This is a genomic window from Litoribrevibacter euphylliae, from assembly GCF_042646085.1.
Lineage (GTDB): Bacteria > Pseudomonadota > Gammaproteobacteria > Pseudomonadales > Litoribrevibacteraceae > Litoribrevibacter > Litoribrevibacter euphylliae.
In genome coordinates, this window is record NZ_JBHRSZ010000007.1 from 655,317 (window position 1) to 678,215 (window position 22,899).

Below are 22,899 nucleotides of genomic sequence, written 5' to 3' on the forward strand. Positions count from 1 at the left end.
GTAGGAGATTAGCTTAGTTTTCGATAAGTGGTAGGCGGTTTTTTGGGAGAAAATATCTCAAAAACTGACCCTTTGTGGGGTTGTAGGTGACGGGCTTCGGTAAGGTATTGGTTTTTCGGGCAGCTGGCTGGAATAAAATCCTGACCATATTGTTTGATCAATAAAAGAAAAATATTGAATAAATTTGAAAAAATCAATTCGATCAAGGGATTAGGCTTGGGCTAGACGTATTCTGAGTTGTTCTGAAGCGGATGTGTTAAGACGTCGCTTTATGTCTTAGATGATGGTAAATACGTTACGATGAAAGTGGTGAAGAGAGTTGATAGGGGAATGAAAAAAGCAGCCGATTTAGGCTGCTTCGTAGAAAAGATCGGAGTTTTGTTCGGAGGCTTTCTCAGAAATTAGCTCACGCGCATAGTCTTCACATTGACCACAACAATTGGCGACGCCCAATTCTTCCTGGACCTGCTCAAAAGATAAATTACCTTCTGCCATAACTTGCTCAATGTCGTGAGTGGTGACTTGATTGCAAAGACATACAAACATAATACAAGCCTCGTAAAAGCCTTTAAAAGAATATAGGAATGGATAGTATTGCAAATGATAAGGATTATCAAACGCATTACTTCTTTTATCGACGAATGGTCGTTTTTTGTTGATGCCACTCAAGAGTGGTTGAATGAATAAATCTTTGTGCTTTCTCAAGCTCTATATGTAAGCGCCGATATAAGAAATGCTGACCTGACTTTTTATTACCTTTCAGGTTTCTGCTTTACTTGAAGGTTGGGCACATTCTGCCTTCACAATCCACAAATAAAAATTTGTAATGAGCCGATTGCTATGTATCGCACTGTTTTAGATATGCCGTTGAGATTTAAGTTTTGGCTGGTTAATGCTCTGTCATTTTTAGGTATGAGCATCCTGTCGTTCTATGCCATCACCAGCAGTTTTAATCAGCTGCATCCCAAGGGCGAGTTTGCCTCGGCGGAATATTGGCAGTATTTCATGGAACAAGCGCCGGGGTATGCCATTTGGGTGTTTGTGCTTATGTGCTTGGTGTTGGGGGCGTCTCAAGTATTGATTTCCTTCGTTCATCAGCATGTGAAGATGTTAAAGCGAGCGATGAAGCAGGCCGCGGAGAATGGCAACCTGAATGTGCGGGTAGCGCAAGATTGTAAAGACGAAATTGGTCAGATGGCGGGCAGCTTCAACGACATGCAAACCACCTTTCTTTCGATTGTTTCAGAAGTCCAGAAAGCCACGCATCAGGTCAATGACGTAGCAGATACCTTCATCCGTCAGACCGAAATGGCCTGTGAGTCCATGAGTGGACAACAACGAGTGAGTTCACAAGTAATGTCGGAAGTGGAGAAATTGAAAGCGTCCTCAGATCAGGTATTATCCAGTGCTCGTACCGCTAAAGAAGTCTCAGATCACGCAGAAGAAGTGCTGAATGCTGGACGCACCTCCATCGAAGAAATCATTTCTGCCACCAAAGTGATTGCGGGTGATGTCGAGCAGACCTCTACCCAGGTGAATCAGCTGGCCGAAGACAGCACCAGTATCAGTGGTTTTGTTGAAGTCATTCGCAGTATTTCCGAACAGACGAACTTGTTGGCATTAAATGCGGCGATCGAAGCTGCGCGTGCCGGTGAGCAAGGCCGAGGGTTTGCTGTGGTGGCGGATGAAGTACGTAGTCTGGCCAGCAAAACCCACGAAGCGACCGATAAGATCGGTGATATTCTGACGAAATTTGCTGAGTTGACCAACTCGGTCGTAACTGCGATGGAGCAAAGTCGCTCACATGTGGAGGAATCGGTTGAGCATGCCGACTTGGCTCAGTCATCGTTTGCTAAGATTGCTCAGTCGGTGATGGAGTTGGCTGAAAGCAATCAGGCCATCGAACAAGAAGCTCATGGTCAGGCCGATAACACTGAAAGCGTCTTTAGCTGTGTTCACAGCATTGAGTCGGTAACGAATGATACGGTGGAAGGCGCGAAGAATATTCACAGTCAGGCGGCTACTTTACAAACTGTGGCGCATCAATTGAGTGGGCAAATGAGCCGCTTCCAGTTGAAGTAATTTTGATGTTCTTCAGGAATCACTGACCGTTCTTATAGGGCAGGGCGTTAGCGTTCAAGTTTCAGCAAATCTTCTCTGATCTTCATCGGATCAGGGGAGTTGTCCGTGTAGACCAGCAAGCCATCCACTTTCGGGTGCATCAAATAGATGTAGCCTTGGTGCTCAATAAATTCACTCTTCTTGGTCAAGGTGAAGCTCTGTTTTAACGCTTGTAAAGTGGAATTCAGTTGATGTTGATCCTGAATGCGAATGCCAATGAACTCTGGGCCGTAGTTCGCTAGGTACTTGCTGAGCTGCGCAGGTGTATCGGTAATGGGATCGACCGTTAAGAATGCGAGGTTGGCGTCGGTTCCGACCGACTTTGAAATTCGCTGATAGAGTGCCATGGTCATCGGACACATGTGCGTGCAGCTGGTGAAACCCGTGGTGATGAATAAGGGTTTATCCGCTAAATGCATCCAATCGGTGTTTATATCTTGGTGGGTCTGAAGGGGATAATTGGGCAGCTCAAACGGCGTCAGGGTGCCATACAAATCTGAAGGCAGTGATTTGTTCGCAATGGCCTTGGACTGAAAGAAAACCATCCATGTCACTATGGCCACAAATATGGTGATGAGCAGGCTTATTGTTATTGGTTTTTGCATTGTTAATCCCTCATGCGTTGCCTTCTATTAAGTAAAGCACAAGGAAAAAAAGAACCTTAGCGAGAACGTTGGTTTTTTTGTAGGAAATTGCTGTTAGCGTGCGCTTGATTAAGTGCAATTTCCTACTGGATGTGGCTTGCAAATCGGTAAGTTAAGAACTGGATCGGCACAGCTCCATCCATCGCTCGATTCCGGCACTGCGGTACTTTTGTTTGTGAATGACAAAATAGAATTTACGACTGAAGTCTCGGTGAGGCACTGGCAACGGGATCAAACTGCCGCGTTTAAAGGCATCTTCTAACGCCACCCGAGACAAACAACCAATGCCAAGATTGGCCGATACCGCACGCTTGATGGCTTCGGTATGTTGCAGTTCCAGTTTAACTTGAATTTCAGGCAAGACACCGTGCATGGCACGATCAAACGCCTGTCTTGTGCCTGAACCGCCTTCTCGGAGAATCCACTCGGCATCCTTTAATTGACGATCGTTGAGTTGCAGTTGATCGGCAAAGGGGTGGTCAGGTGAGCAGAACACCACCAGTTCATCTTCACGCCAGGGAATGACGTCCAGATCCTGATGTTGCAATTCCCCTTCGATTAAACCGATGTCGATTTCAAAGTTCAGCACTTTTTGACCGATCTCTGAGGTGTTGGCGACGGAAAGGCTGACTTCGGCATCCGGTTGTTCTTGCATCATCTCGGCCATTGTCGAGACCGCCAGATAGTTACCGATGGTCAGGGTGGCTCCAACCTTGAGATGGCCCGCGTCTTTATGCTGGGCCATGATGCGCTCAAGCTCCTTGGCTTGTTCGATTAATTGTTCGGCTTTTGGACGGATTAATCGACCCTGCTCATTAAGCTGTAACCTTTTACCGATTCTATCGAATAACGGCAGATCAAACTGAGATTCAATATCCTTCAAGGCACTGCTTGCCGCGGACTGTGACATGGACAAGCTGTCGGCTGCTTTCGTAATGTTTTGAAAGTGAGCGGCGGCGAGAAAGACTTCAAGTTGGCGAAAGGTATAACGCATTATTTGTAAATCCGATATGTAAAATAAAAATAATCTGTTTTACAGATTTAAGGTGGCAGAATACAGTGTAAAGCATAGCAAACGCAAGTAATCTGAGTGCCACAACCAACGCCATTCAGAGCCGATGAGCAGAAGGAGACCTTATAGTGAGTAAACTGATTCGAGAAACGGTAACCAGTGTGCATCATTGGAATGAAACCTTATTCAGTTTTAAAACCACCCGTGACCAAGGGATGAGATTCAAAAACGGGTTTTTCACCATGATTGGTCTGGAAGTGGAAAACAAACCCTTGTTGCGTGCGTACAGTATTGCCAGTGCGAATTACGAAGAAGAGATGGAATTCTTCAGCATCAAAGTTCAGGACGGCCCGCTGACGTCACGCTTACAAAATCTGCAAGTAGGTGATGAAATTTTGGTGGGCACGAAGCCGGTGGGGACGTTGATTTCAGATAATCTGCTGCCAGGTCGTAATTTGTGGTTACTGAGTACAGGCACGGGGTTAGCGCCTTTCTTGAGCATCATCAAAGACCATGAAATCTATGAGCAGTACGACAATGTGATTCTGACCCATGGCGTCCGTTATGTGTCTGAGTTGGCCTATCAGGATCTGATCGAAAATGAGCTGCCGAATAATGAATATTTTGGTGAAGAGATTCGGCAGAAGCTCAAATATTATCCAACCGTGACGCGAGAGGGTTATAAAAACCAGGGTCGTCTGACAGACTTGATTGATAGCGGTAAGATCTTTGAGGATCTTGGCTTACCTGAGATTGATCCGGAACACGATCGCTTTATGTTATGCGGTAGCCCTGCGATGTTGGATGAATTAACAGCCATGCTCGATGCTCGTGGTTTCAAAGAAACCCGAGGCGGTGAATTAGGGCATTACGTGATTGAACGTGCCTTTGTGGAAAAATAGTGAAAAAGTAGCGTAGGTCATTCTCTGCATTATTTTTTGTGGTACCCGCTTTATCGGTGCCGAAGAGGAAAGAGTATCTGGGGAACCTCTGAATAAGTCCCTCTCTGCTCAGGCCTCTAAGAGAAATGTCTATTTGAGGCGCGCTTTTGAAGGCATAACGGGTTACGTCAAAAAGCCGCAACAAAAAAGAGGCATTTCTCTTAAGGCCCCGAAGGGCGGGGCTTTAAACACGTTATAACAGTGTTGAAGTTCTTGAAAAGGTCTAGACATTCTCTACGAAGCTCGCCTTGTTCTAACGTGTTTCTAGCGCCCGCTGAGCTAGAGCGGACTTGTTCAGAGGTTCCCCTGGTTCTCTTTCCTTGCTTCCTGTTAAACTCGCGGCATGAATAAAGAACTTATCCGCCACGCCATTCTCTCACAACTCGAAAATCAACATGCGTTAGCCGTAAAGTCCGCCAATGAGGCAAGAGACCTGGCAACGCATGAGCAGAGTCAGCCTGAAACACAATACGATACCGTGGGCTTGGAAGCCTCGTATCTTGCCCATGGGCAATCTCAGCGCGTCTTTGATCTTGACGCCATGATTCAACGTTATCGTAATATGACGCTTCGTAATTTTACCTCGGATGATGAAATCGCCTTGTCTGCGTATGTGGAGTTAGCTTACCCTGACGACACGACTAAGGCTTTCTTTATCGGGCCTTGTGCTGGTGGCTTGGAGTTGCTCATTGAGGAACAAAAAGTACACCTCATCACCCCTGACGCACCATTGGCAAGGTGTATGATGGGCGCTTATGATGGCGATGAATTTGAGTTGCCTGGTTCGAATCAGACTGTCGAAGTTGTAAGGATCAGCTAAGCTTAGAAAAATAAAACTCCATAAAGGTCTAGGTATGTTGTGGCACCCGTTACAGTCTGTCGTCGCTCGTCAATGGATGGTTGTTACGATTTTCTTTGTTGTTTTATGTTTATTGCAGCCCCGTAACCTAGAGGCCTCTCAGGTTATACATGTGCCAGTCTATCAGTACCACAACTGGGAGCCTTTCTACTTCAAAGATAACAAGGGCCACCAAGGCTTTTCAGTGGTGTTTGTGGAGCAGTTGAATGACTTCTTTCGTAAGCAACGTCCTGACCTGAAAATTCACTTCACATTGAAACCTATGGATCGTCCGGATCTGAATGCCTTGCTGAAAGAAGGAAGACAAGGGTTGGTCTTGTGGGCTAATGAGCTGTGGTTTAAACGCTTATTCGATCGGCCTTATTTCTCGGCTACTTCCCCCATCTATTGGGACAACGACGCCATCATTTCTTTGGCTAAAACACCGGTGGAATACGTTGAGCCTAAGTCGCTTGTCGGATTGCATTTAGGAGGATTGAAAGGCCACTACTATCATGGGGTTGATCAATTGGTGTCCTTAGGAAAAATCAAACGAACGGACGTTGATAATGATCGCATCAACTTACAGCGCTTACTGGATGGAAAAATCAACGCCATGGTGATCACGCAGACGGTGTTTAACTATGCGAAACCGGATTACCCCGATTCGATCTTTTATCAATCGTTTGTGCCTCAAGATACTTACAGCCGCCATATTCTGATGACGCCAGGCTACAGTCATCTTAGTGAATTGCTTAATTTTTATATCTCTTCCTTACCGCACAACGAAGAATGGACGGATGTGCTTACGGCCTATGGTCTGGATGACTTGATCGTGCCGTTCACTTTGGATCTGAATGAGTTGAATAACTTTTCAATCGAAGAGTAGCCGTCTATCTAATACCGTTCTTTATTGTCCTGATTTTTTTACGAGTCACGTCACTGTCACATTGATCACTCATGCTTGTTCAATCTTTAAATGTTATGTTATAACGTATTTCTTTTTCGCTGGATTACCTATTCGATTGGAGTTGTGGGTGTTATGAAATTTATGAAGTCTCGTTTATCGCTGAGCATTGCTTGTGTCGCTGGGGCACTGCTAACGAATGCGGCCTTTGCTGAATTGCGTCAGCATGAGGCGCACGTCCATGGACATGCAATATTGAATGCCGCACAAGAAGGCAAGGAAGTTGAGCTGTCGTTTGAAATTCCGGCAATGGATATGGTGGGCTTCGAACATCAACCTGAAACTCAAGCACAAAAAGACAAGATCGAAGCCATTCATGAACTCCTAGAGCAAGGACAAAAGGTCGTGTCTTTCAACGACGCTGCTCGTTGTCAGTTTGAGCATGCAAAGATTGAAAGTGCGTTACTTGCTGAGGAAGAACACGCTGATCATCACGATAAGCATGACGAGCATCATGATGAAGAGCACGCTCATGAAGATCATGACCACAAAGACCACGATCATGACGAACACGATCATGAAAAACATGAAGGTCACAGTGAGTTTGAAATCACCTATCACTTCGAATGTGAGCAGCCATCACAATTAACAGAACTGACGGTGCTGCTGTTTAAGCAAGCGCCAAGCTTACAGGAGATCGATGCTAGCTGGTTCGGTGAAGCTGTGAAGAAGTCTGAACTGACGCCAAACAGTGCATCCATGACGTTGCGTTAAGTATCAAGTCTCTCATTAATTAGGTTGTAACCTGATTGTCATACGGTAGGATTATTGTCCTGCCGTTTTTTGTTTTTGGCGTACATTATTTAACGCTTAAGAGAACGAACGCCTAAGAAACTAACGTTCAAGAAAGAGCTTATGTCGGAACTGGTTTTAGATATCTCAGGGTTAGAGTTTCAATGGTCTGACCAATCACCCAGCATGCGTGTGGATCAGCTGTCTGTGCAGTCTGGAGAACGCGTATTTTTAAAAGGTGCCAGTGGTTCGGGGAAATCCACATTACTCAGTTTGATTGGTGGCGTGACCACTGCATCCACTGGCCGTTTGGCGGTGCTGGGGCAAGATTTACAGTCAATGTCTGCAAAACAGCGGGATCGCTTTCGGGCGGATCACCTGGGCTTGATCTTTCAACAGTTCAATTTAATTCCTTATTTAACGGCCGTGGAGAATGTCTTGCTCACCGGTCGTTTTTCGAAGCAACGTAAAATCACCAGAGCGGAAGCATTAACGTTACTGAAAGAGCTGGGTATCGCGAATGATTTGGCAGAGAAACAGGTAACGCAGCTAAGTATCGGTCAGCAACAACGTGTCGCTGCCGCACGAGCGCTGGCTGGCAAACCTAAACTTATCATTGCTGACGAACCTACCTCCGCGCTGGATGAAGAGACCCGAGACGGTTATCTCGATCTGCTGTTTAATCAATGCCATACCAACGGTGCGACGCTGATCTTCGTCAGCCATGATCGTACCTTGGCGCCCTTGTTTGATCGGGAAGTTAACATTGCTGATGTGGTCCACTGGTCGGATCAAAAGGAGGGTGAGCAATGAATTTATGGGCATTGAGCTGGAAGAGTCTGGCCAACCGAAAAGTCACCAGTGTATTAACCGTGCTGTCCTTTGCGTTGGGTGTGTTGCTCTTGCTGGGCGTGGAAAAAATTCGTACGGAAACGCGTCAAAGCTTTATCTCTACGGTGTCTGGCACTGATCTAATCGTTGGAGCTCGTTCTGGCCCGGTAAATTTGTTGCTCTACAGTGTTTTTCGAATTGGTAATGCCACCAATAACATCAGTTGGGAAAGTTATCAGGACATCGCATCCAGTCGCTCTGTGGCGTGGTCGGTGCCAATTGCTCTGGGCGATTCCCACAAGGGCTTTCGCGTGTTGGGGACGACCCCGGAGTATTTTCAACACATTCAATACGGTGCCAAGCAATCGTTAGCCTTTGCTCAAGGCGTTGCCTTTGAAAATGTTTTTGATGTGGTGTTAGGGGCGGAAGTGGCCAAGAAACTTGGTTATCAGTTGGGCGACGATATTGTGATTGCCCATGGCGCCGGCACCGTCAGTTTTGTAAAGCATGATAATTTACCCTTCAAAGTCGTTGGTGTGTTAGCGCCCACGGGGACGCCGTCTGATCGGACGTTATTTGTGCCGTTAGCGGGTATCGAAGCCATTCATGAAGGTTGGCAAAGTGGTTCGCCCACGGCACAGAGCTTGAAACTCAATCATCAGGATTTTGAAGGCAAGGATCTGGAGCCGGAAACCATCACTGCTGCGTTTGTGGGGTTGAAATCGAGAATGGCGGCGTTTCAGCTACAACGGGCGATTAATGAATACCGGGAAGAGCCATTATTGGCCATCATGCCGGCCTTAACGCTTCAAGAGCTCTGGCAGTTGATCGGCATTGCCGAGAAATCTTTGTTGGTGGTGTCGGCCTTGGTGGTGTTCAGTACGCTTTTAGGTATGATGATCACCATGCTTTCGTCATTGCAGGAGCGTCGTCGAGAGATTGCGATTCTGCGTGCGGTGGGGGCTCGACCGCACCACATCTTTGTGTTGTTGATTAATGAGGCGCTGTCGATTGCCTTGTTGGGCGCGGCATTGGGCTGGGCTTGCCTCTATCTCAGCTTATATGGCTTAAGCCCGTATTTTGTCGAATGGTTTGGAATTAATCTCAGCATCAGTGCTCCAACTATTAAAGAAGCGGGTATTATTTCAGTGATTATTCTCGCTGCGTTAATGATGAGCTTGATTCCTGGCTGGCGAGCCTATAAAAATAGTTTATTTGATGGACTGACCGTCCGAACCTAACAAGAAGATTAAATGTATGAAGTATTTAGTTTCCCTACTGTTGTCTACCGTACTGATGGCTCAAGCCTTATTTGTATCTGTCGCCACGGCGGCGGATAGCCCGGTAGAAGTGAAGTGGTTGGATTTGATGCCGCAAGAAGACATCGATGCGTTGGAAAATATGCCGGAAATCACGCATGACAACCCTTTCGATAAAAGCTCGATGCCGGAAGTGATGTTTTCCAGTAAAGTCGTGGATACCTTTGAGAACAAAAACGTTCGTATCGCCGGATACATGGTGCCACTGGAAACCAACAACGAAGGTGAGTTGACCGAATTTTTCTTAGCGCCTTACATGGGTGCGTGTATTCACGTCCCGCCTCCGCCACCAAATCAAATGATTCATGTGAAGTTTCCTGAAGGGGCAGAAGTGGAAGGCATCTGGTATCCATTCATTATCGAAGGCAAGCTTAAGCTCGAAACCTTTGATAACGGCATGGGCGCGTCCAGCTACTCAATGACGGCAACCTTGGTTAAGGCGTATGAGGAATAGCGGCGGATTCGCCGAACAGTGATCTTTGTTCACTCGCTTAGATCATGATTTACAAAGCGGTTAATGATTTCATTTAATTCACCGCTTTCTTTCATCTTATAAATCTCAATATCAAACTTAATGGAAAAGTCTTTCTTATACGGGAAGTTCTTGTCGCTATCTATGTCGGTGTAGCCCTCGACGTTTGATCCTGATGCTCTATTCAAACAATAAATGAGCGCCTTCGCCCAGCTCGGCCAACTTATCGTCTTCATTGTAAAGTGGGCAGGCTTTCAAAGATAAGCACCCACAGCCAATACAGTCGGTCACATTGTCTCGCAGTTGTGTCAATTGGCTGATGCGCTGATCCAGCAGTTGATGCCAATAGCTTGAAAGCTGCGTCCAGTCATCCTTAGTGGGCGTGCGTTCATTCGGCAGAGAAGCAAACGCCTGCTTGATTTGCTCCAAAGAAATCCCAAGCTTTTGTGCCGCCTTGATGATGGAGATTCTTCGAAGCACTTCGCGCTTAAATCGTCTTTGATTACCTGAATTCCGCCAGCTACGAATCAACCCTTTTTGCTCATAAAAGTGTAATGCAGAGACTGCCACGCCGGTGCGTTTGGCGACTTGCCCTACCGATAATGAAAGCGCTTCCTGAGATTTTTTCGTCACGAGTGAAAATTCCATTTGACCTGAAGTTAACTTGAGGTTTTATGCTGTTTCGTCTCAATAGTCAAGGAGACGAAAGACCATGATGCATACCAATGTGGAGAACACGAATGTACAGAAAGCCAATCACCCAACAACTACGTTAATCATCTTTTCCAGTGCCAGAGATGATGGCAATACGGCTCAACTGGCTAAGGATGTTCAACAGCTTTGCGATGGGGCCAAACTGGTGTATCTCGATCAGCTGAACATCACCCCATACAACTATCAGAATGAATACCCTATGGATGATTTTTATCTGCTGGTGGAAGAGATTTTAGCCGCAGAGAATATCGTCTTCGCCAGCCCGGTGTATTGGGCAGGGGTCACTGCCAATATCAAAGCACTGATTGACAGGATTACCGAGCTTTGCGACGTGCCGGAACTCAAGCACAAAGGCCGGGCGCTTAAAGGCAAACGTGGTTTCTATCTGGCGACTTCCGTTAAGAATGAGGTTTCGCCGGCATTTCATGAATTCTTTCGTCATGTGTATACCTACTTTGATATGGAACTGGTCGGGCAACTGCATCTCAATTGTAGTGAAGGCTATGAGGGGGCTAAGCATCGTAACGAGGTTAACTCGTTTGTTGAATTGTTGGCATTGGAGAGCCCTTCGGAGGCGATGGTTTAGTAATAAGGGGATTGATCTTCGGAATGGTATGTAGCTGTGCTATGTACCATTTCCCAGATATCCGTATACTACGCGCCCTTTCAATTACCTCATGAGTTGTCCGCAGTATGAGCACGCCTTTTTCCCGTCGTTTCCAGTTAGTTGTCGATCAAATTTGTCAGGGTAATAAAAAGCAGTTTGCCGAATTAACCGGTAAATCAGCGTCTCATATCTATCGTATTTGCCGAGGTGCCAGTCGCCCTTCGATGGCGTATCTGCAAGAGCTGTATGACGAATTCAAAGTAGATTTGAATTGGCTGCTGACAGGGGAAGAGAGCAGCGGGCAGAAAGCAGGCACTGCGTCCAGCAAAGACTTGGTGTTTGCCCCTATGTTTGATGTGGAAGCCAGTGCCGGAGCCGGGGCACTTGTACAAAGTGAAGATATAGTCGAACACTTTGGCTTTAACAAAAACTGGCTGTCTTCGCATCTGAGAGTGTCGTCTGAGAACTTGGCATTTGTCACCGTTAACGGCGATAGCATGGTGCCGACGCTCGAAGACGGTGACATGATTCTGGTCGACATGTCTCAACAACAGGTAAACCGAGAAGGCATTTACCTTATTACGACCGAAGATGGCTTGGTCACCAAACGATTGAAGTCCGACAAAAACGCCATTCAGGTGATCAGTGATAATCCGAATTACCCATCTTGGATGATTGACCCGCAGAACGCAGAGCTGTACCGAGTGGCGGGTAAGGTGATCTGGAGTGGGCGGAAGATTACTTAAAGAAAATTCATCGATTGATACGTTCTTTATGTAGAAGATATAAATGACCCTTATTCGGGGCGCGCCATTCTACAGACGGTTCTTTTTGGCTGATGAATGAAATCTCACCAACGGAAAAGTTGATGCAATAATTTTTGCCTTTAGGTGAGTCTGTGCAACAAATACCGATCAGCATATCTAGGCATAGGGGATCATCCTCACTTAAGTTAAACTCGCCATCGTATTCTGAAATTTGAGTGAACTTGATTACTCCATCAACTTCCTTTGTATCTGGGTTTGCAATTAATGATAGGGTGATTTCAGATCTTAGAAGGTTTAGTTCAAGTTCTGCAATCCAATAACCAGGTTGACGAAAATACTTTTGCTCAAAATCGTTAGCCAATTGGTATTTTCCTTAAAGTAGTGTGTTTTCAAAATATCCCATGAAAATTACTTGGTATTCAATAATACATAAGCATCTTAGATTTAAATCGTGAGAAAGAAGTTTTGAACAATGCAAAGAGGGACGATCTAACCCAAACCATCCAAAATCTCTATCAACTCCAAGCTGGCTTCGTAATACCACCGGTTAACCTCTTCGCTGGGATCATCCTCGTAGTCTGCTTTATTTGAAGCGATCACTTCATCCATGTAAGCAGCATATTGAGGGTGATTAGTTAGATGTAAGACAACTGCTTTCAGGAGGAAGGCATCATAATCGTCTTCAAATTGAATCAACATATCATCGAACGAAACACCGGCTAAGAACTGGGCAAAATTCTGTAACGTCCCAAACTCTTCAAAGAAAACCAACGCTTCTTGTTTATAGAAGTTAATGAAGTGATCCAGAAATACTTGGGCTTCGGTTTCGTTGCTGACAATGATTTCTTGGTTGTTGCGGAGATTAGGATTATGCGGGTAGATGGCCTTACCAACGTGCTTGTAAAAACGAGAGTCGATGGTCGTTGGTAAGAGCTTTAAATGATTGCTGCTTAAAAGCTGGTGCTTAACCAACAGTGGAGTCAATATCTCAGCCACTTTCGGGAATGTAATACTTGCTCCAAAGCCTAGGCATCCAAATGACGTGTTGTAATCACTGAAGGTTGTGCCTACACCAAAACTCACATCATCAACGACATACTTGAAACCGATGCACTTGGAAATGTCATCAAATGAGACCCCTTTCTCTGTGACGAGGGGGAGTAAATGTTTTTCGCTTAATGCTTTCAGTTCCGGAAATTTCATGTCTTGGCTTTATCTATGAAGAGAATTACGAAAGTGCGTTTTCTGAAGCATCGTTTGATGGATGTTTCAGTATCAGCACGACACTATCGATAGTGTGCTCCCAATGGCTGTTAATATGCCATTGATAATCTCGGTCGTTACTTTGGCTGAGTTAAACACAATGTCGCAGAGAAAGGCAAAAATAGCAAAATGCCTAAGATTCCGAATCCACGTAAAGTAAGGGTAGTCATGCACTTTCCTTGTTAGATGTTCCCTAACAATCTTATATATTAGAACTAGCTAACACATTGAATATAATAGGAATATTTTCGTAGTTGATTTCTAAGTGAAGAGCACAATACTATCCGCAATATTTTAATAAGGATATTAATAATGAGATTAAAGATCATTGGATCTGTTGGACTTAAAGGAAAAAATAACCAAGACGATGTGAGGGTTATATCTGCTCTGTTGAATGTTTGGTTACGCTCAAAAAAGAAGAAGGTTCTTCCTATTTCTATCAAAGTAAGTGAAAGCCTAAGTAGTGCAATTCTCAGCTTTCAACAGGATGAATTAAAGCTTAAAAAGCCAGATGGTCGTGTTGATCCAAACGGACGATCCTGGAAAGGTCTAATTTCTACCCTTAAAGAGACAAGAACTAAAGTAGCAATATCTAAGCCTAAGGTAGGCTGGCTGACCTTTGATGCTGAAGGGCAGGAAGGGGGTATCTATCATAGTCGGATTTTACATGTTCCTTCTGCATTTTCGGGGCTTACAATTGGTAGAGGGTTTGATATGAAGGAGCGAAAACAAGCTGCTGTAGCCTCTTCTCTATCTTCATGTGGCATTGAAAGTTCATATGCAGTCAAAGTTAGTAAAGGGGCCAGAAAATCGGGGCAGGATGCTTTCAACTTTATCATTAAAGAGGATCTTTTAGATTGGGAAATCTCAGCTCCGGCTCAGTTAAAGCTGTTTGAGATTGTGTATAAAGAACAAGAAACAGAAGTGAAGCGAATCTGTAACTTAAAAGCTGTGATTAAAGAATATGGAACAGTAGACTGGGATAAGTTAGATCAGAAAATCAAAGATGTGTTAGTTGATCTGAAATATCGCGGAGACTATAAGCCAAGTACTCGTAAGTTTTTACAAGTTCATGTTGCAAAAAATGATTTAGAATCCTTCAGTAAGGCCATTTGTGATCAATCTAAGTGGAAGAGTGTTCCGAATGACAGGTTTCAAAGACGCGTCGCTTTTTTAAAAGGTAAATAATCAATGAAAAGCTGGTTTTCAATGGTACTGGGTTTAAGCCTGTCTTTTATTGTTCAAGCAAGTGAAGTTAACATTCCTTCTTATATCAACTCTCTCGAAACATCCAGGATTGGTGATTACATCTTTCGATTTGCCGTGTTCAGTACGGAGTCTGACTTTCCGTGCATTCGAACAGAGTTACTTGATCCGAGTAATAACAGGGCATTGGTTGATAAACTGGATATTTGTGATTTTAACGGCAAGTCGTTTAGTGATGGTTTTGCAGCAGTCAGCTTCAACAATCCGAGGATATCTAACAGTGCCTTTGAGTTTGAACTCCAATTGTTCGCTCTGAGAGGGCCTGAAGAAGATAACTTGAATTGCTCCATTGATATTAGCGGATCTAAACTGGGTTCATTGGAATGTCACTAATAGCCGCGCATTAATATGACAACCGGGCTCTTCCTCAAGAGCCCGTTTGAACAAAACCTTAAACCATCATAAACGAGCGGACTTCTTCTTCGTTCATGTCTTCGCCTTTACCGGATAGCACCACTTCACCACGGTCCATCACCAGATAGTCATCGGCCAGTTCTTTGGCGAAATCCAAATACTGTTCTACCAATACAATGGCCATTTCGCCTTGGTCGCGAAGCATGGCAATCACGCGTTGGATGTCTTTGATGATTGAAGGTTGGATGCCTTCGGTCGGTTCATCCAAGACTAAAAGTTTAGGGCGAGTGATTAATGCGCGGGCGATGGCAAGTTGTTGTTGCTGGCCGCCGGAGAGGTCACCGCCACGGCGTTTGAGCATGTCTTTGAGCACAGGAAAGAGTTCAAAGATATGATCAGGAATGTGTCGTTCGGAACGTGGCAAGCAGGCAAAGCCGGTTTGCAGGTTTTCCAGAATGGTCAGTTGCGGGAAGATTTCACGGCCTTGTGGCACAGAGGCAATGCCCATATGGGCACGATCGGCGGCGCCCAGTTTGTTGAGTGCTTTGCCTTCCCATGTGATGTCGCCGGACTGAGGGGATAAGTGGCCGGTGATGGATTTCATCAAGGTGGTTTTGCCCACGCCGTTGCGGCCAAGTACCGTGGTGACTTTACCTGTTTCTGCGGTCAGGGAGACTTTCTTAAGCGCCTGACTAGCACCATAAAAAATATCAATGTTATCTACTGTGAGCATGCTGTTATCTCCCTAAATATACTTCGATGACTTGCTCATCCTGCTGAACCACATCTAATGGCCCCTCCGATAACACGGAGCCTTCGTGCAGCACGGTGACTTTACAGTCCAGTGCCTTCACGAATTCCATGTCATGCTCAACCACGATGACCGAACGACTCTTTGCCACATCCCGTAACAGGTCTGCGGTTTTGAAGGTTTCTTCGTCGGTCATACCCGCAGCGGGTTCATCCACCAGAAGTACTTCGGGCTCTTGCAGTAATAGCATTCCGATTTCTAACCACTGCTTTTGTCCGTGGGAGATGTCCCCCGCCAGGGTATTCTTTTGATCGCCGAGATTGATGTAATTGGCCATCTCATCCAAGCGATCTTTGTCCTTGTTGGTTAATTTGAAGACCAGACTTTGCCATGGGGTGCGATTGCCCGCCAAGGCTAGTTCGAGGTTTTCCCATACTGTCAGTGTTTCAATCACCGATGGCTTTTGGAATTTACGGCCAATGCCCAAGTTCGCAATGTCGGCTTCGTCGTGTTTGGTCAGGTCGATATCTTGTTTGAAATACACGTCACCGACGTCCGGGCGGGTTTTTCCGGTGATGATGTCCATCATGGTACTTTTGCCCGCCCCGTTGGGGCCGATGATGGCACGCAGTTCACCTTCTTTTAAGACGATGGATAAACCATTGATGGCTTTAAATCCATCGAAGCTAACGCTCACCCCGTTAAGATAGAGGATAGTGTCGTTAGGAATATGCTTATCAACCATGTTACACCTCCTCTACTAATTCGGTGGTTTTTGGTGCTGACTTGCTGGTGGAGTCCGGTTTGAATGTTGAATCATTACCGGACGTCGCTTTTTTCTCAGCCTGACGTTGTTTGATTTGCGTATACAAACCAGCGATGCCTTTTGGAAGGTACAGCGTCGTTACTACAAACAGCGCGCCAAGCATGAATAACCAGGCATCGGGTAGTACGCCGGTAAACCAGGTCTTGGCGTAGTTCACTAAGATGGCTCCGATGATGGCGCCGTACAGTGTGCCGCGTCCGCCCATGGCCACCCAGATCACTAACTCAATGGAGTTGATCGGGGAGAACTCGCCCGGATTGATGATGCCTACTTGCGGCACGTACAAGGCACCTGCGATACCGGCTAACATCGCGGATAATACGAAGACCACCAACTTGTAATGTTCCACACGATATCCCAGGAAACGCGTTCGGCTTTCGGTATCACGCACCGCCACTAACACACGACCTAAGCGAGACGACACGATCCAACGACACAGAATATAACCCAGGGCCAAGGCGATGCCGGAGCAGAGAAAGAGGCCAATACGGGTCTGGTCGGATTGCAGATCAAAACCAAGGATGTCTTTAAAGTCGGTCAAGCCGTTGTTGCCGCCAAAGCCCATGTCGTTCTGGAAGAAGGCCAACATTAAGGCATAAGTTAAGGCTTGAGTGATGATCGACAAATAAACGCCGGTTACGCGAGAGCGGAACGCCAGCCAACCGAATACAAAGGCGAGAATTCCTGGTGCCAGCAATACCCACAGCATGGCGAACCAGAACATGTCGAAGCCTTGCCAGTACCAAGGCAGTTCCTGCCAATTCAGAAACACCATGAAGTCCGGCAGTTCAGCATTGCCATACACACCGCGATCACCGATCTGACGCATTAAATACATGCCCATGGCATAACCGCCCAGTGCGAAGAAGGCTCCATGGCCGAGTGACAGAATTCCGCAGTAACCCCAGATCAAATCTACCGCCAAGGCGAGCAGGGCATAACACAAGTACTTACCAAACAGTGTCACCGTGTAGGTGCTCATGTGCAGTGGGTTACCCTCTGGCACCGCTTGGTTTAAAAAGGTGATGATGACTAAGGCGGCGCCCAGAATGGAGAGCATTCTTAGTCCGGCTTTGTCTTTCATTAAGAAGGAATCTTTATTCATAGCTTAACCCTCCACTGCTCGGCCTTTCAGCGCGAACAGACCACGCGGGCGACGCTGAATGAATAGAATGATGAATACCAATACGATGATCTTAGCGATCACAGCACCGGCCCAAGGCTCGATCAGTTTGTTGACCACGCCTAAGCCCATGGCCGCAACCAAGGTGCCCCACAGGTTACCGACACCGCCGAACACCACGACCATGAAGGAGTCGATGATGTAGTTCTGGCCGAGGTTTGGCCCCACGTTGGTGATTTGAGATAGCGCCACACCAGCGATTCCGGCAACCCCCGAACCTAAACCGAAGGTCAGTGCATCGACCCAGCTGGAACGGATGCCCATGGAGTTCGCCATCGCGCGGTTCTGAGTCACGGCACGCATTTGCAGACCGAACAAGCTCTTTTTCAATAGCATCATCAAGGCGAAGAAAATAATCACACTGAAGATGATGATGTAGAGGCGGTTGTAGGTCAGCGCGAAGGATTCGGTGATTTCCAGGGAACCACTCATCCAGCTTGGGTTTTCAACGCTTTGGTTCAGTGGTGATACCAAAGTACGAATGGCTTGCTGCAGAATTAAGCTGATACCGAAAGTGGCCAGCAGGGTTTCCAGCGGGCGGCCGTAGAGGTGACGAATCACCGTGCGTTCAATCAGAATGCCCACCAAACCGGATACCAGGAAGGCAGCAGGAATGGCAATGAATAAGGAATAATCAATGAAGTTCGGAAACAGCCATTGAATGGCGAAGGTGGTATAGGCGCCCAGCATCATCATCTCGCCGTGGGCCATGTTGATTACGCCCATTACACCGAAGGTAATGGCTAAGCCAATTGCAGCAAGTAACAGCACGGAACCTAAGCTCAAACCAAAGAACAGGTTTTCCGCAACGCCGTACAGTTCCTGACGGGATTCGATGGCTTCAATGGATTTATCAATGGCGGTGATGAAGGCTTTTTGTTCCGCACTGGCGTCAGTTTGGCCGAGTTGTGCTTTGGTTTGGTTAAGCAGCGCGAGTACTTTAGGGTCGTCACTGCTTTCCAATTGTGCGGCGGCCGACGTTTGCGTGGCTAAATCACCGTGCTTAAGCTGGATGGCCGCAATGGTGGTTTCGATGGCTTCCAAAACGCTGGATGAAGTTTCGGTGTCTAGCTTGGCAGCGAGTGTTGGTAATAGTTCGGCGTCCAACGCATCTCTGAGGTTGCGAACCGCAGTCAGGCGAGTGTCTTCGTCTTTAGCGTTGAGCTGTAAACCGGCAAGTGCGGTTCGAATTTCACCGCGAATCTTGTTGTTTACTTTAATTTTTTTCAGTTTGCTTTTCTTAAAGTCACCAATGACTTCATTCGTTAGAGCACTGTAGGCGGTGTATTGCTTACCTTCACCTTTTTCAATGTAAACAAATTGGCCAGTGGCTTTAACGTAATAAAGTTTGCCTTCCAGCATTTGGCTCAGCACTGTGGTGGCCTGTGCGTCGCCGGTGGTGGCAATGGCTTGAACGGCGTCAATGCGTTCGTTGGTTTTTTTGGATTTCAGCCCTTCAAACTGGGCTTCTATGGATGCGGGCGAGCCGTAGCTGAGGCTTGCCAGAAGAAGCGATGAGAACAACGCGAAAATGAGTTTGAACCTGGTCATGATGTATTCCAAAGATACGTTCAATTCATGATCTCAGAACCAAAAATACCCCTACCCATTGAGCAGGCATATATAGAGTTCGGAGGAAATGCTTTAAAGGATGTTCAGGCCAAGTCCCTTTTGACCTGAAGCATCAGAGTGATCTAATGATCGATTATTCGTAGTTCTGGCCAGAACATACGCTGGTTTCGATGTTGTAGTTACCGCAGTTGATTGGTGCGGTCCAATCGGCAACCACTTTAGAACTGCTTGGCAAGTGATCCGTCCAAGCATCCCCAATCACGCCTTTCTTGGTTTGCCACACAATCTCGAACTGGCCGTCGTCCTGGATTTCACCAATCAACACCGGCTTGGTCAGGTGGTGGTTGGTGTTCATTACTGCTGTACCGCCAGTCAGGTTAGAGACTGTGATGCCATACATGGCGTCACGTACTGCATCCACCTCTTCAGTACCTGCGATTTCAACCGCTTTTGCCCACATTTTGAAACCGATGTAAGTGGCTTCCATTGGGTCGTTGGTTACGCGGTCTTCATTGCCAACGTGCTTCTGCCATTTCTCGATGAACTCTTCGTTGACGTCGCTTTCAGCACTCTGGAAGTAGTTCCAGGCTGCTAAGTGACCCACCAGAGGGCCGGTGTCGATGCCTGACAATTCTTCTTCACCTACCGAGAAAGCGATTACTGGAATGTCTTCGGCAGAAACGCCTTGGTTACCCAGCTCTTTGTAGAAAGGTACGTTCGCGTCACCGTTGATGGTGGAGATAACCGCTGTTTTCTTGCCTGCTGCGCCGAACTTCTTAATGTCGCTTACGATGGTTTGCCAATCCGAATGACCGAACGGCGTGTAGTTGATCATGATGTCTTTCTCAGCCACGCCTTTGGCTTTCAGGTAGGCTTCAAGAATCTTGTTGGTGGTGCGAGGGTAAACGTAGTCGGTGCCTGCAAGTACGAAGCGGGTAACACTGCCACCTTCTTCGCTCATTAAGTAATCCACCGCTGGAATGGCCTGTTGGTTTGGCGCAGCACCTGTGTAGAACACGTTCTTCGAGGATTCTTCCCCTTCGTACTGAACTGGGTAGAACATCAAACCGTTCAGCTCTTCAACTACCGGAAGCACAGATTTACGAGAAACAGACGTCCAGCAGCCGAAGATCACATCTACTTTTTCTTTGGAAAGCAGCTCACGACCTTTTTCTGCAAACAGCGGCCAGTTAGACGCCGGGTCTACGACCACAGGTTCAAGCTTCTTACCAAGCAAGCCACCAGCTTTGTTCTGTTCTTCGATCATCATCAGCACGGTATCTTTTAGCGTCGTTTCAGAAATCGCCATGGTGCCGGAAAGGGAGTGCAATACACCGACCTTGATGGTGTCGTCAGCTGCCATTACTGCAGAGCCAAATGATACAGAAAGCGCTAATGCAGAAAATTGCGAAAGTTTCTTAATGCTTTTCATCGTGATTCCTTGTTCTTTAATGAGTCATTTTCTTTGTATGTTGGTACTTATGGGGTTGGCTAAACCAAACGGAATCGAGCGAAGAAAAGAACGGGCGGTTATGTAATTGGGTTGCCTCTGAATGTCCTTTTCTGTGTCGGTGGTGTATTCCTTATGCTTGGTTAGCCAACCTTAACCTCTTGATTGTGAGTCTCGAGCTGAGTCGATTGATCTTGGTTACAGCAACGGCTGTGCCATACTTGGCTAAAGCTTGTGGTTGTGGGGCTTAACTCAAATAAAAGTTGTCTACTTGGTTTGTTTGTGCGGTATTTTGGTGCACTACTTTTAGGTGTGGCACTGAGATGGTTCAGAAATCATTTAGTACGACAATTATCTTATTTATTTCAAAGGAGTTCTGCACTAGCAGAGTGCAGGTTGGGTGCGGTGTTGCAGGTAATAAAGTAATTTAAAAAATTGTCTATATGGTTATTTATTTACCTGGCAAACACTTTGCTATGTATTTGTCAGCTCGATTTTTTTCAGGATTAAGGAAGACCGTTGAACGATCAAACTATGGTGGATGCACCGGTAGGAGCGCCAAAGCTCGATCCCAATCTACATTGGCTAGCGAACTATCAAGCGGAATTGGTGTATCTGGATGGAAAGACACGACTGGGTCGAACAGACAGCTTTGGGCCGTTACGTGTGCAACGACCGTTTTATCCGGAAGGTGATGTGTGCAGTCATTTGTACTTGTTGCACCCTCCGGGCGGGTTAGTTGCCGGGGATTACCTCACCATCGGGTTTCACCTTGGGCCGAAAGCGCAAGCCTTAGTAACCACGCCATCAGCAGGCAAGGTCTATAACAACATCACTGAACGTAAGCAGTATCAAAAGGTGCATCTTACTGTGGCCGATGCCGCGGTGATGGAATGGCTTCCTCAGGAAACCATTGTCTTTGATGGTGCTAAAGGTGAATTGATAACCGAAGTAGAACTGGAATCGGCAGGTACTTTTGTTGGCTGGGACATCGTCTGTATGGGCAGGCCAAGCAGCGAAGATTGGTTTGAACGCGGCTCGGTACGACAGCTCTTATCCATTAAGCGAGCGGGGCGGTTAGTTCATATTGAGAACAATGTGATTGATGCCGACTCGGGCATTATGAAGGTGCGTTCTGGTTTGGCCGGTCAGCCGGTGTTTGGCAGCTTTATGATTACCTCGGATAACTTATCTGAACTAACCGAAGAACAACGAGACACCTTGGAGGGTATGGCCAAAGGTGCGTTGGTGTCTGTAACGGCAAAGCCAGGCATTACGGTTGTGCGCTATCTTGGCGCTTGCTCAGAAACCGCGAAAAAAGTGTTTGCCCAATATTGGGCGTGGGTGCGTGAAGAGGTAAACCAACGTGGTGCGTGTCCGCCAAGAGTTTGGAATACCTAATCCGTAGATACAGGATTATTGATTGCTTGATCAGCTTAGTAGCTGATTTAAGCAGACAGAACAAAAAGTTAAGTTTTTTATTAATGATAAATCATGAGCTGCACTAAAAATGGTTAGTTGTTGTCTAGTCGCTGCATGATTATGGATCACTCAACGAGGACGTTATGGAACTCTCACCCAGAGAAAAAGATAAGTTGCTTATTTTTGTGGCAGCCGAGTTAGCAGAAAAGCGCCGACAACGTGGCGTTAAATTGAACTATCCGGAGTGTATTGCCCTGATTTCGGCGTACATCATGGAAGGTGCGCGAGATGGTAAGACCGTGGCCGAACTGATGAACGAAGGTCGTCAGGTGATCAGTCGTGATGAAGTAATGGACGGTATCGATGCCATGCTGCATGAAGTGCAAGTGGAAGCGACCTTTCCGGACGGTACCAAACTGGTGACGGTTCATAATCCGATTGCATAAGGAGAATGTTATGGCAGGGGGTAGTAATACAAGTTCAACCAGCAAGATGATTCCTGGTGAATACATAGTCGCGGATGAACCGATTGTTTTGAATGAAGGGCGTAAGACGGTGACGGTTCAGGTGTCGAACTCGGGGGACCGCCCCATCCAGGTGGGTTCTCATTATCATTTTTACGAAACCAATCTTTCCCTTCAATTTGATCGTGATGTAACTAAGGGCTATCGCTTGAACATTCCGGCGGGCACAGCGGTGCGTTTCGAGCCGGGTCAGACCCGTGAGGTTGAGCTGGTGGAGTATGCGGGCACGAAAACGGTATACGGCTTCCGTGGTGACGTGATGGGTAAAGTATGAGGTTGGTAAGGTATGAAGCTGGCAAAGTAAAAGGGATAGGACGAACACA

The 22,899-nt window shown here is 46.5% G+C and carries 27 protein-coding genes; 15 read left to right on the forward strand and 12 right to left on the reverse strand.

The genetic code is table 11. The features are described 5' to 3' along the window. Positions 1-348: 348 nt before the first annotated feature. Positions 349-546 carry a (2Fe-2S)-binding protein gene (locus tag ACFOEK_RS18010; protein WP_386722865.1) on the reverse strand — a complete coding sequence of 66 codons (198 nt, stop codon included), beginning with the start codon at positions 544-546 and terminating at the stop codon, positions 349-351. Positions 547-840: 294 nt separating this feature from the next. Between ACFOEK_RS18010 and ACFOEK_RS18015 the strand changes: the two genes are divergently transcribed. After that, positions 841-2,082: a methyl-accepting chemotaxis protein gene (locus tag ACFOEK_RS18015; protein WP_386722866.1), complete on the forward strand. Its 1,242-nt coding sequence runs from the start codon at positions 841-843 to the stop codon at positions 2,080-2,082. Positions 2,083-2,129: 47 nt separating this feature from the next. Here the strand turns inward: ACFOEK_RS18015 and ACFOEK_RS18020 are convergent, their stop codons facing one another. Then, complete coding sequence (locus tag ACFOEK_RS18020) at positions 2,130-2,726, reverse strand: SCO family protein (protein WP_386722867.1); 597 nt, start codon at positions 2,724-2,726, stop codon at positions 2,130-2,132. Positions 2,727-2,877: 151 nt separating this feature from the next. Continuing rightward, on the reverse strand, positions 2,878-3,759 hold the full coding sequence (locus tag ACFOEK_RS18025) for a LysR family transcriptional regulator (RefSeq protein WP_386722868.1): 882 nt from the start codon (positions 3,757-3,759) through the stop codon (positions 2,878-2,880). A 146-nt stretch (positions 3,760-3,905) separates the two neighbouring features. Here ACFOEK_RS18025 and ACFOEK_RS18030 point away from each other — a divergent pair, with 146 nt between their 5' ends. From ACFOEK_RS18030 to ACFOEK_RS18060, 7 genes are all read left to right on the forward strand, one after another. Further along, positions 3,906-4,679, forward strand: coding sequence for a ferredoxin--NADP reductase (locus ACFOEK_RS18030; protein ID WP_386722869.1), 774 nt, complete (start codon positions 3,906-3,908; stop codon positions 4,677-4,679). A gap of 382 nt (positions 4,680-5,061) precedes the next feature. Continuing rightward, positions 5,062-5,538 carry a transcription elongation factor GreAB gene (locus tag ACFOEK_RS18035; protein ID WP_386722870.1) on the forward strand — a complete coding sequence of 159 codons (477 nt, stop codon included), beginning with the start codon at positions 5,062-5,064 and terminating at the stop codon, positions 5,536-5,538. Positions 5,539-5,572: 34 nt separating this feature from the next. Then, complete coding sequence (locus tag ACFOEK_RS18040; protein ID WP_386722871.1) at positions 5,573-6,445, forward strand: substrate-binding periplasmic protein; 873 nt, start codon at positions 5,573-5,575, stop codon at positions 6,443-6,445. A 153-nt stretch (positions 6,446-6,598) separates the two neighbouring features. After that, positions 6,599-7,237: a ZrgA family zinc uptake protein gene (locus ACFOEK_RS18045; RefSeq protein WP_386722872.1), complete on the forward strand. Its 639-nt coding sequence runs from the start codon at positions 6,599-6,601 to the stop codon at positions 7,235-7,237. A 141-nt stretch (positions 7,238-7,378) separates the two neighbouring features. After that, a complete protein-coding gene (locus tag ACFOEK_RS18050) occupies positions 7,379-8,068 on the forward strand; it encodes an ABC transporter ATP-binding protein (protein ID WP_386722873.1) in 690 nt (229 codons plus the stop codon). Further along, on the forward strand, positions 8,065-9,327 hold the full coding sequence (locus tag ACFOEK_RS18055; protein WP_386722874.1) for an ABC transporter permease: 1,263 nt from the start codon (positions 8,065-8,067) through the stop codon (positions 9,325-9,327). Before ACFOEK_RS18050 ends, ACFOEK_RS18055 begins: the two co-directional genes overlap by 4 nt. Positions 9,328-9,343: 16 nt before the next feature. After that, the gene (locus tag ACFOEK_RS18060; protein WP_386722875.1) at positions 9,344-9,859 is read left to right on the forward strand and encodes a DUF3299 domain-containing protein; all 516 of its coding nucleotides are present in this window, start codon (positions 9,344-9,346) and stop codon (positions 9,857-9,859) included. A 29-nt stretch (positions 9,860-9,888) separates the two neighbouring features. Here the strand turns inward: ACFOEK_RS18060 and ACFOEK_RS18065 are convergent, their stop codons facing one another. Both ACFOEK_RS18065 and soxR read right to left on the reverse strand, forming a co-directional pair. Beyond that, the gene (locus ACFOEK_RS18065; protein ID WP_386722876.1) at positions 9,889-10,065 is read right to left on the reverse strand and encodes a hypothetical protein; all 177 of its coding nucleotides are present in this window, start codon (positions 10,063-10,065) and stop codon (positions 9,889-9,891) included. After that, on the reverse strand, positions 10,058-10,510 hold the full coding sequence (gene soxR / locus ACFOEK_RS18070; RefSeq protein WP_386722877.1) for a redox-sensitive transcriptional activator SoxR: 453 nt from the start codon (positions 10,508-10,510) through the stop codon (positions 10,058-10,060). The genes ACFOEK_RS18065 and soxR overlap by 8 nt, the downstream gene beginning before the upstream one ends. Before the next feature lie 79 nt (positions 10,511-10,589). Between soxR and ACFOEK_RS18075 the strand changes: the two genes are divergently transcribed. Together ACFOEK_RS18075 and ACFOEK_RS18080 are read left to right on the forward strand one after the other, a co-directional pair. Further along, positions 10,590-11,177, forward strand: coding sequence for a flavodoxin family protein (locus ACFOEK_RS18075; RefSeq protein ID WP_386722878.1), 588 nt, complete (start codon positions 10,590-10,592; stop codon positions 11,175-11,177). A gap of 107 nt (positions 11,178-11,284) precedes the next feature. Next, on the forward strand, positions 11,285-11,944 hold the full coding sequence (locus ACFOEK_RS18080) for an XRE family transcriptional regulator (protein ID WP_386722879.1): 660 nt from the start codon (positions 11,285-11,287) through the stop codon (positions 11,942-11,944). Positions 11,945-11,951: 7 nt separating this feature from the next. On the opposite strand, the gene ACFOEK_RS18085 is transcribed toward ACFOEK_RS18080, so the two are convergent. Continuing rightward, positions 11,952-12,326 carry a hypothetical protein gene (locus ACFOEK_RS18085; RefSeq protein ID WP_386722880.1) on the reverse strand — a complete coding sequence of 125 codons (375 nt, stop codon included), beginning with the start codon at positions 12,324-12,326 and terminating at the stop codon, positions 11,952-11,954. A gap of 128 nt (positions 12,327-12,454) precedes the next feature. Then, positions 12,455-13,168 (reverse strand): hypothetical protein, encoded by a 714-nt coding sequence (locus tag ACFOEK_RS18090; protein ID WP_386722881.1) that lies wholly within the window; start codon positions 13,166-13,168, stop codon positions 12,455-12,457. Positions 13,169-13,540: 372 nt separating this feature from the next. Here ACFOEK_RS18090 and ACFOEK_RS18095 point away from each other — a divergent pair, with 372 nt between their 5' ends. Beyond that, entirely contained in the window at positions 13,541-14,416 is an 876-nt protein-coding gene (locus tag ACFOEK_RS18095; RefSeq protein WP_386722882.1) for a hypothetical protein, read from the forward strand. A 3-nt stretch (positions 14,417-14,419) separates the two neighbouring features. Next, the gene (locus ACFOEK_RS18100; protein WP_386722883.1) at positions 14,420-14,827 is read left to right on the forward strand and encodes a hypothetical protein; all 408 of its coding nucleotides are present in this window, start codon (positions 14,420-14,422) and stop codon (positions 14,825-14,827) included. 58 nt (positions 14,828-14,885) lie between these two features. Here the strand turns inward: ACFOEK_RS18100 and urtE are convergent, their stop codons facing one another. From urtE to urtA, 5 genes are all read right to left on the reverse strand, one after another. Beyond that, on the reverse strand, positions 14,886-15,581 hold the full coding sequence (gene urtE, locus ACFOEK_RS18105) for an urea ABC transporter ATP-binding subunit UrtE (protein WP_386722884.1): 696 nt from the start codon (positions 15,579-15,581) through the stop codon (positions 14,886-14,888). Positions 15,582-15,585: 4 nt separating this feature from the next. After that, positions 15,586-16,344, reverse strand: coding sequence for an urea ABC transporter ATP-binding protein UrtD (gene urtD, locus ACFOEK_RS18110; RefSeq protein ID WP_386722885.1), 759 nt, complete (start codon positions 16,342-16,344; stop codon positions 15,586-15,588). Position 16,345: 1 nt separating this feature from the next. Then, the gene (urtC, locus tag ACFOEK_RS18115; protein WP_386722886.1) at positions 16,346-17,530 is read right to left on the reverse strand and encodes an urea ABC transporter permease subunit UrtC; all 1,185 of its coding nucleotides are present in this window, start codon (positions 17,528-17,530) and stop codon (positions 16,346-16,348) included. 3 nt (positions 17,531-17,533) lie between these two features. Continuing rightward, positions 17,534-19,159, reverse strand: a complete 1,626-nt coding sequence (gene urtB / locus ACFOEK_RS18120) for an urea ABC transporter permease subunit UrtB (protein ID WP_386722887.1) — start codon at positions 19,157-19,159, stop codon at positions 17,534-17,536. A 154-nt stretch (positions 19,160-19,313) separates the two neighbouring features. Continuing rightward, positions 19,314-20,612: an urea ABC transporter substrate-binding protein gene (urtA, locus tag ACFOEK_RS18125; RefSeq protein ID WP_386722888.1), complete on the reverse strand. Its 1,299-nt coding sequence runs from the start codon at positions 20,610-20,612 to the stop codon at positions 19,314-19,316. Between the two features lie 537 nt (positions 20,613-21,149). Between urtA and ACFOEK_RS18130 the strand changes: the two genes are divergently transcribed. The 3 genes from ACFOEK_RS18130 to ACFOEK_RS18140 all read left to right on the forward strand — a co-directional run bounded on the left by ACFOEK_RS18130 (position 21,150) and on the right by ACFOEK_RS18140 (position 22,850). Continuing rightward, positions 21,150-22,031, forward strand: coding sequence for an urease accessory protein UreD (locus ACFOEK_RS18130; protein ID WP_386722889.1), 882 nt, complete (start codon positions 21,150-21,152; stop codon positions 22,029-22,031). Positions 22,032-22,195: 164 nt separating this feature from the next. Next, positions 22,196-22,498: an urease subunit gamma gene (gene ureA / locus ACFOEK_RS18135; RefSeq protein WP_386722890.1), complete on the forward strand. Its 303-nt coding sequence runs from the start codon at positions 22,196-22,198 to the stop codon at positions 22,496-22,498. Positions 22,499-22,544: 46 nt separating this feature from the next. Then, on the forward strand, positions 22,545-22,850 hold the full coding sequence (locus tag ACFOEK_RS18140) for an urease subunit beta (protein ID WP_386723080.1): 306 nt from the start codon (positions 22,545-22,547) through the stop codon (positions 22,848-22,850). Positions 22,851-22,899: the final 49 nt, after the last annotated feature.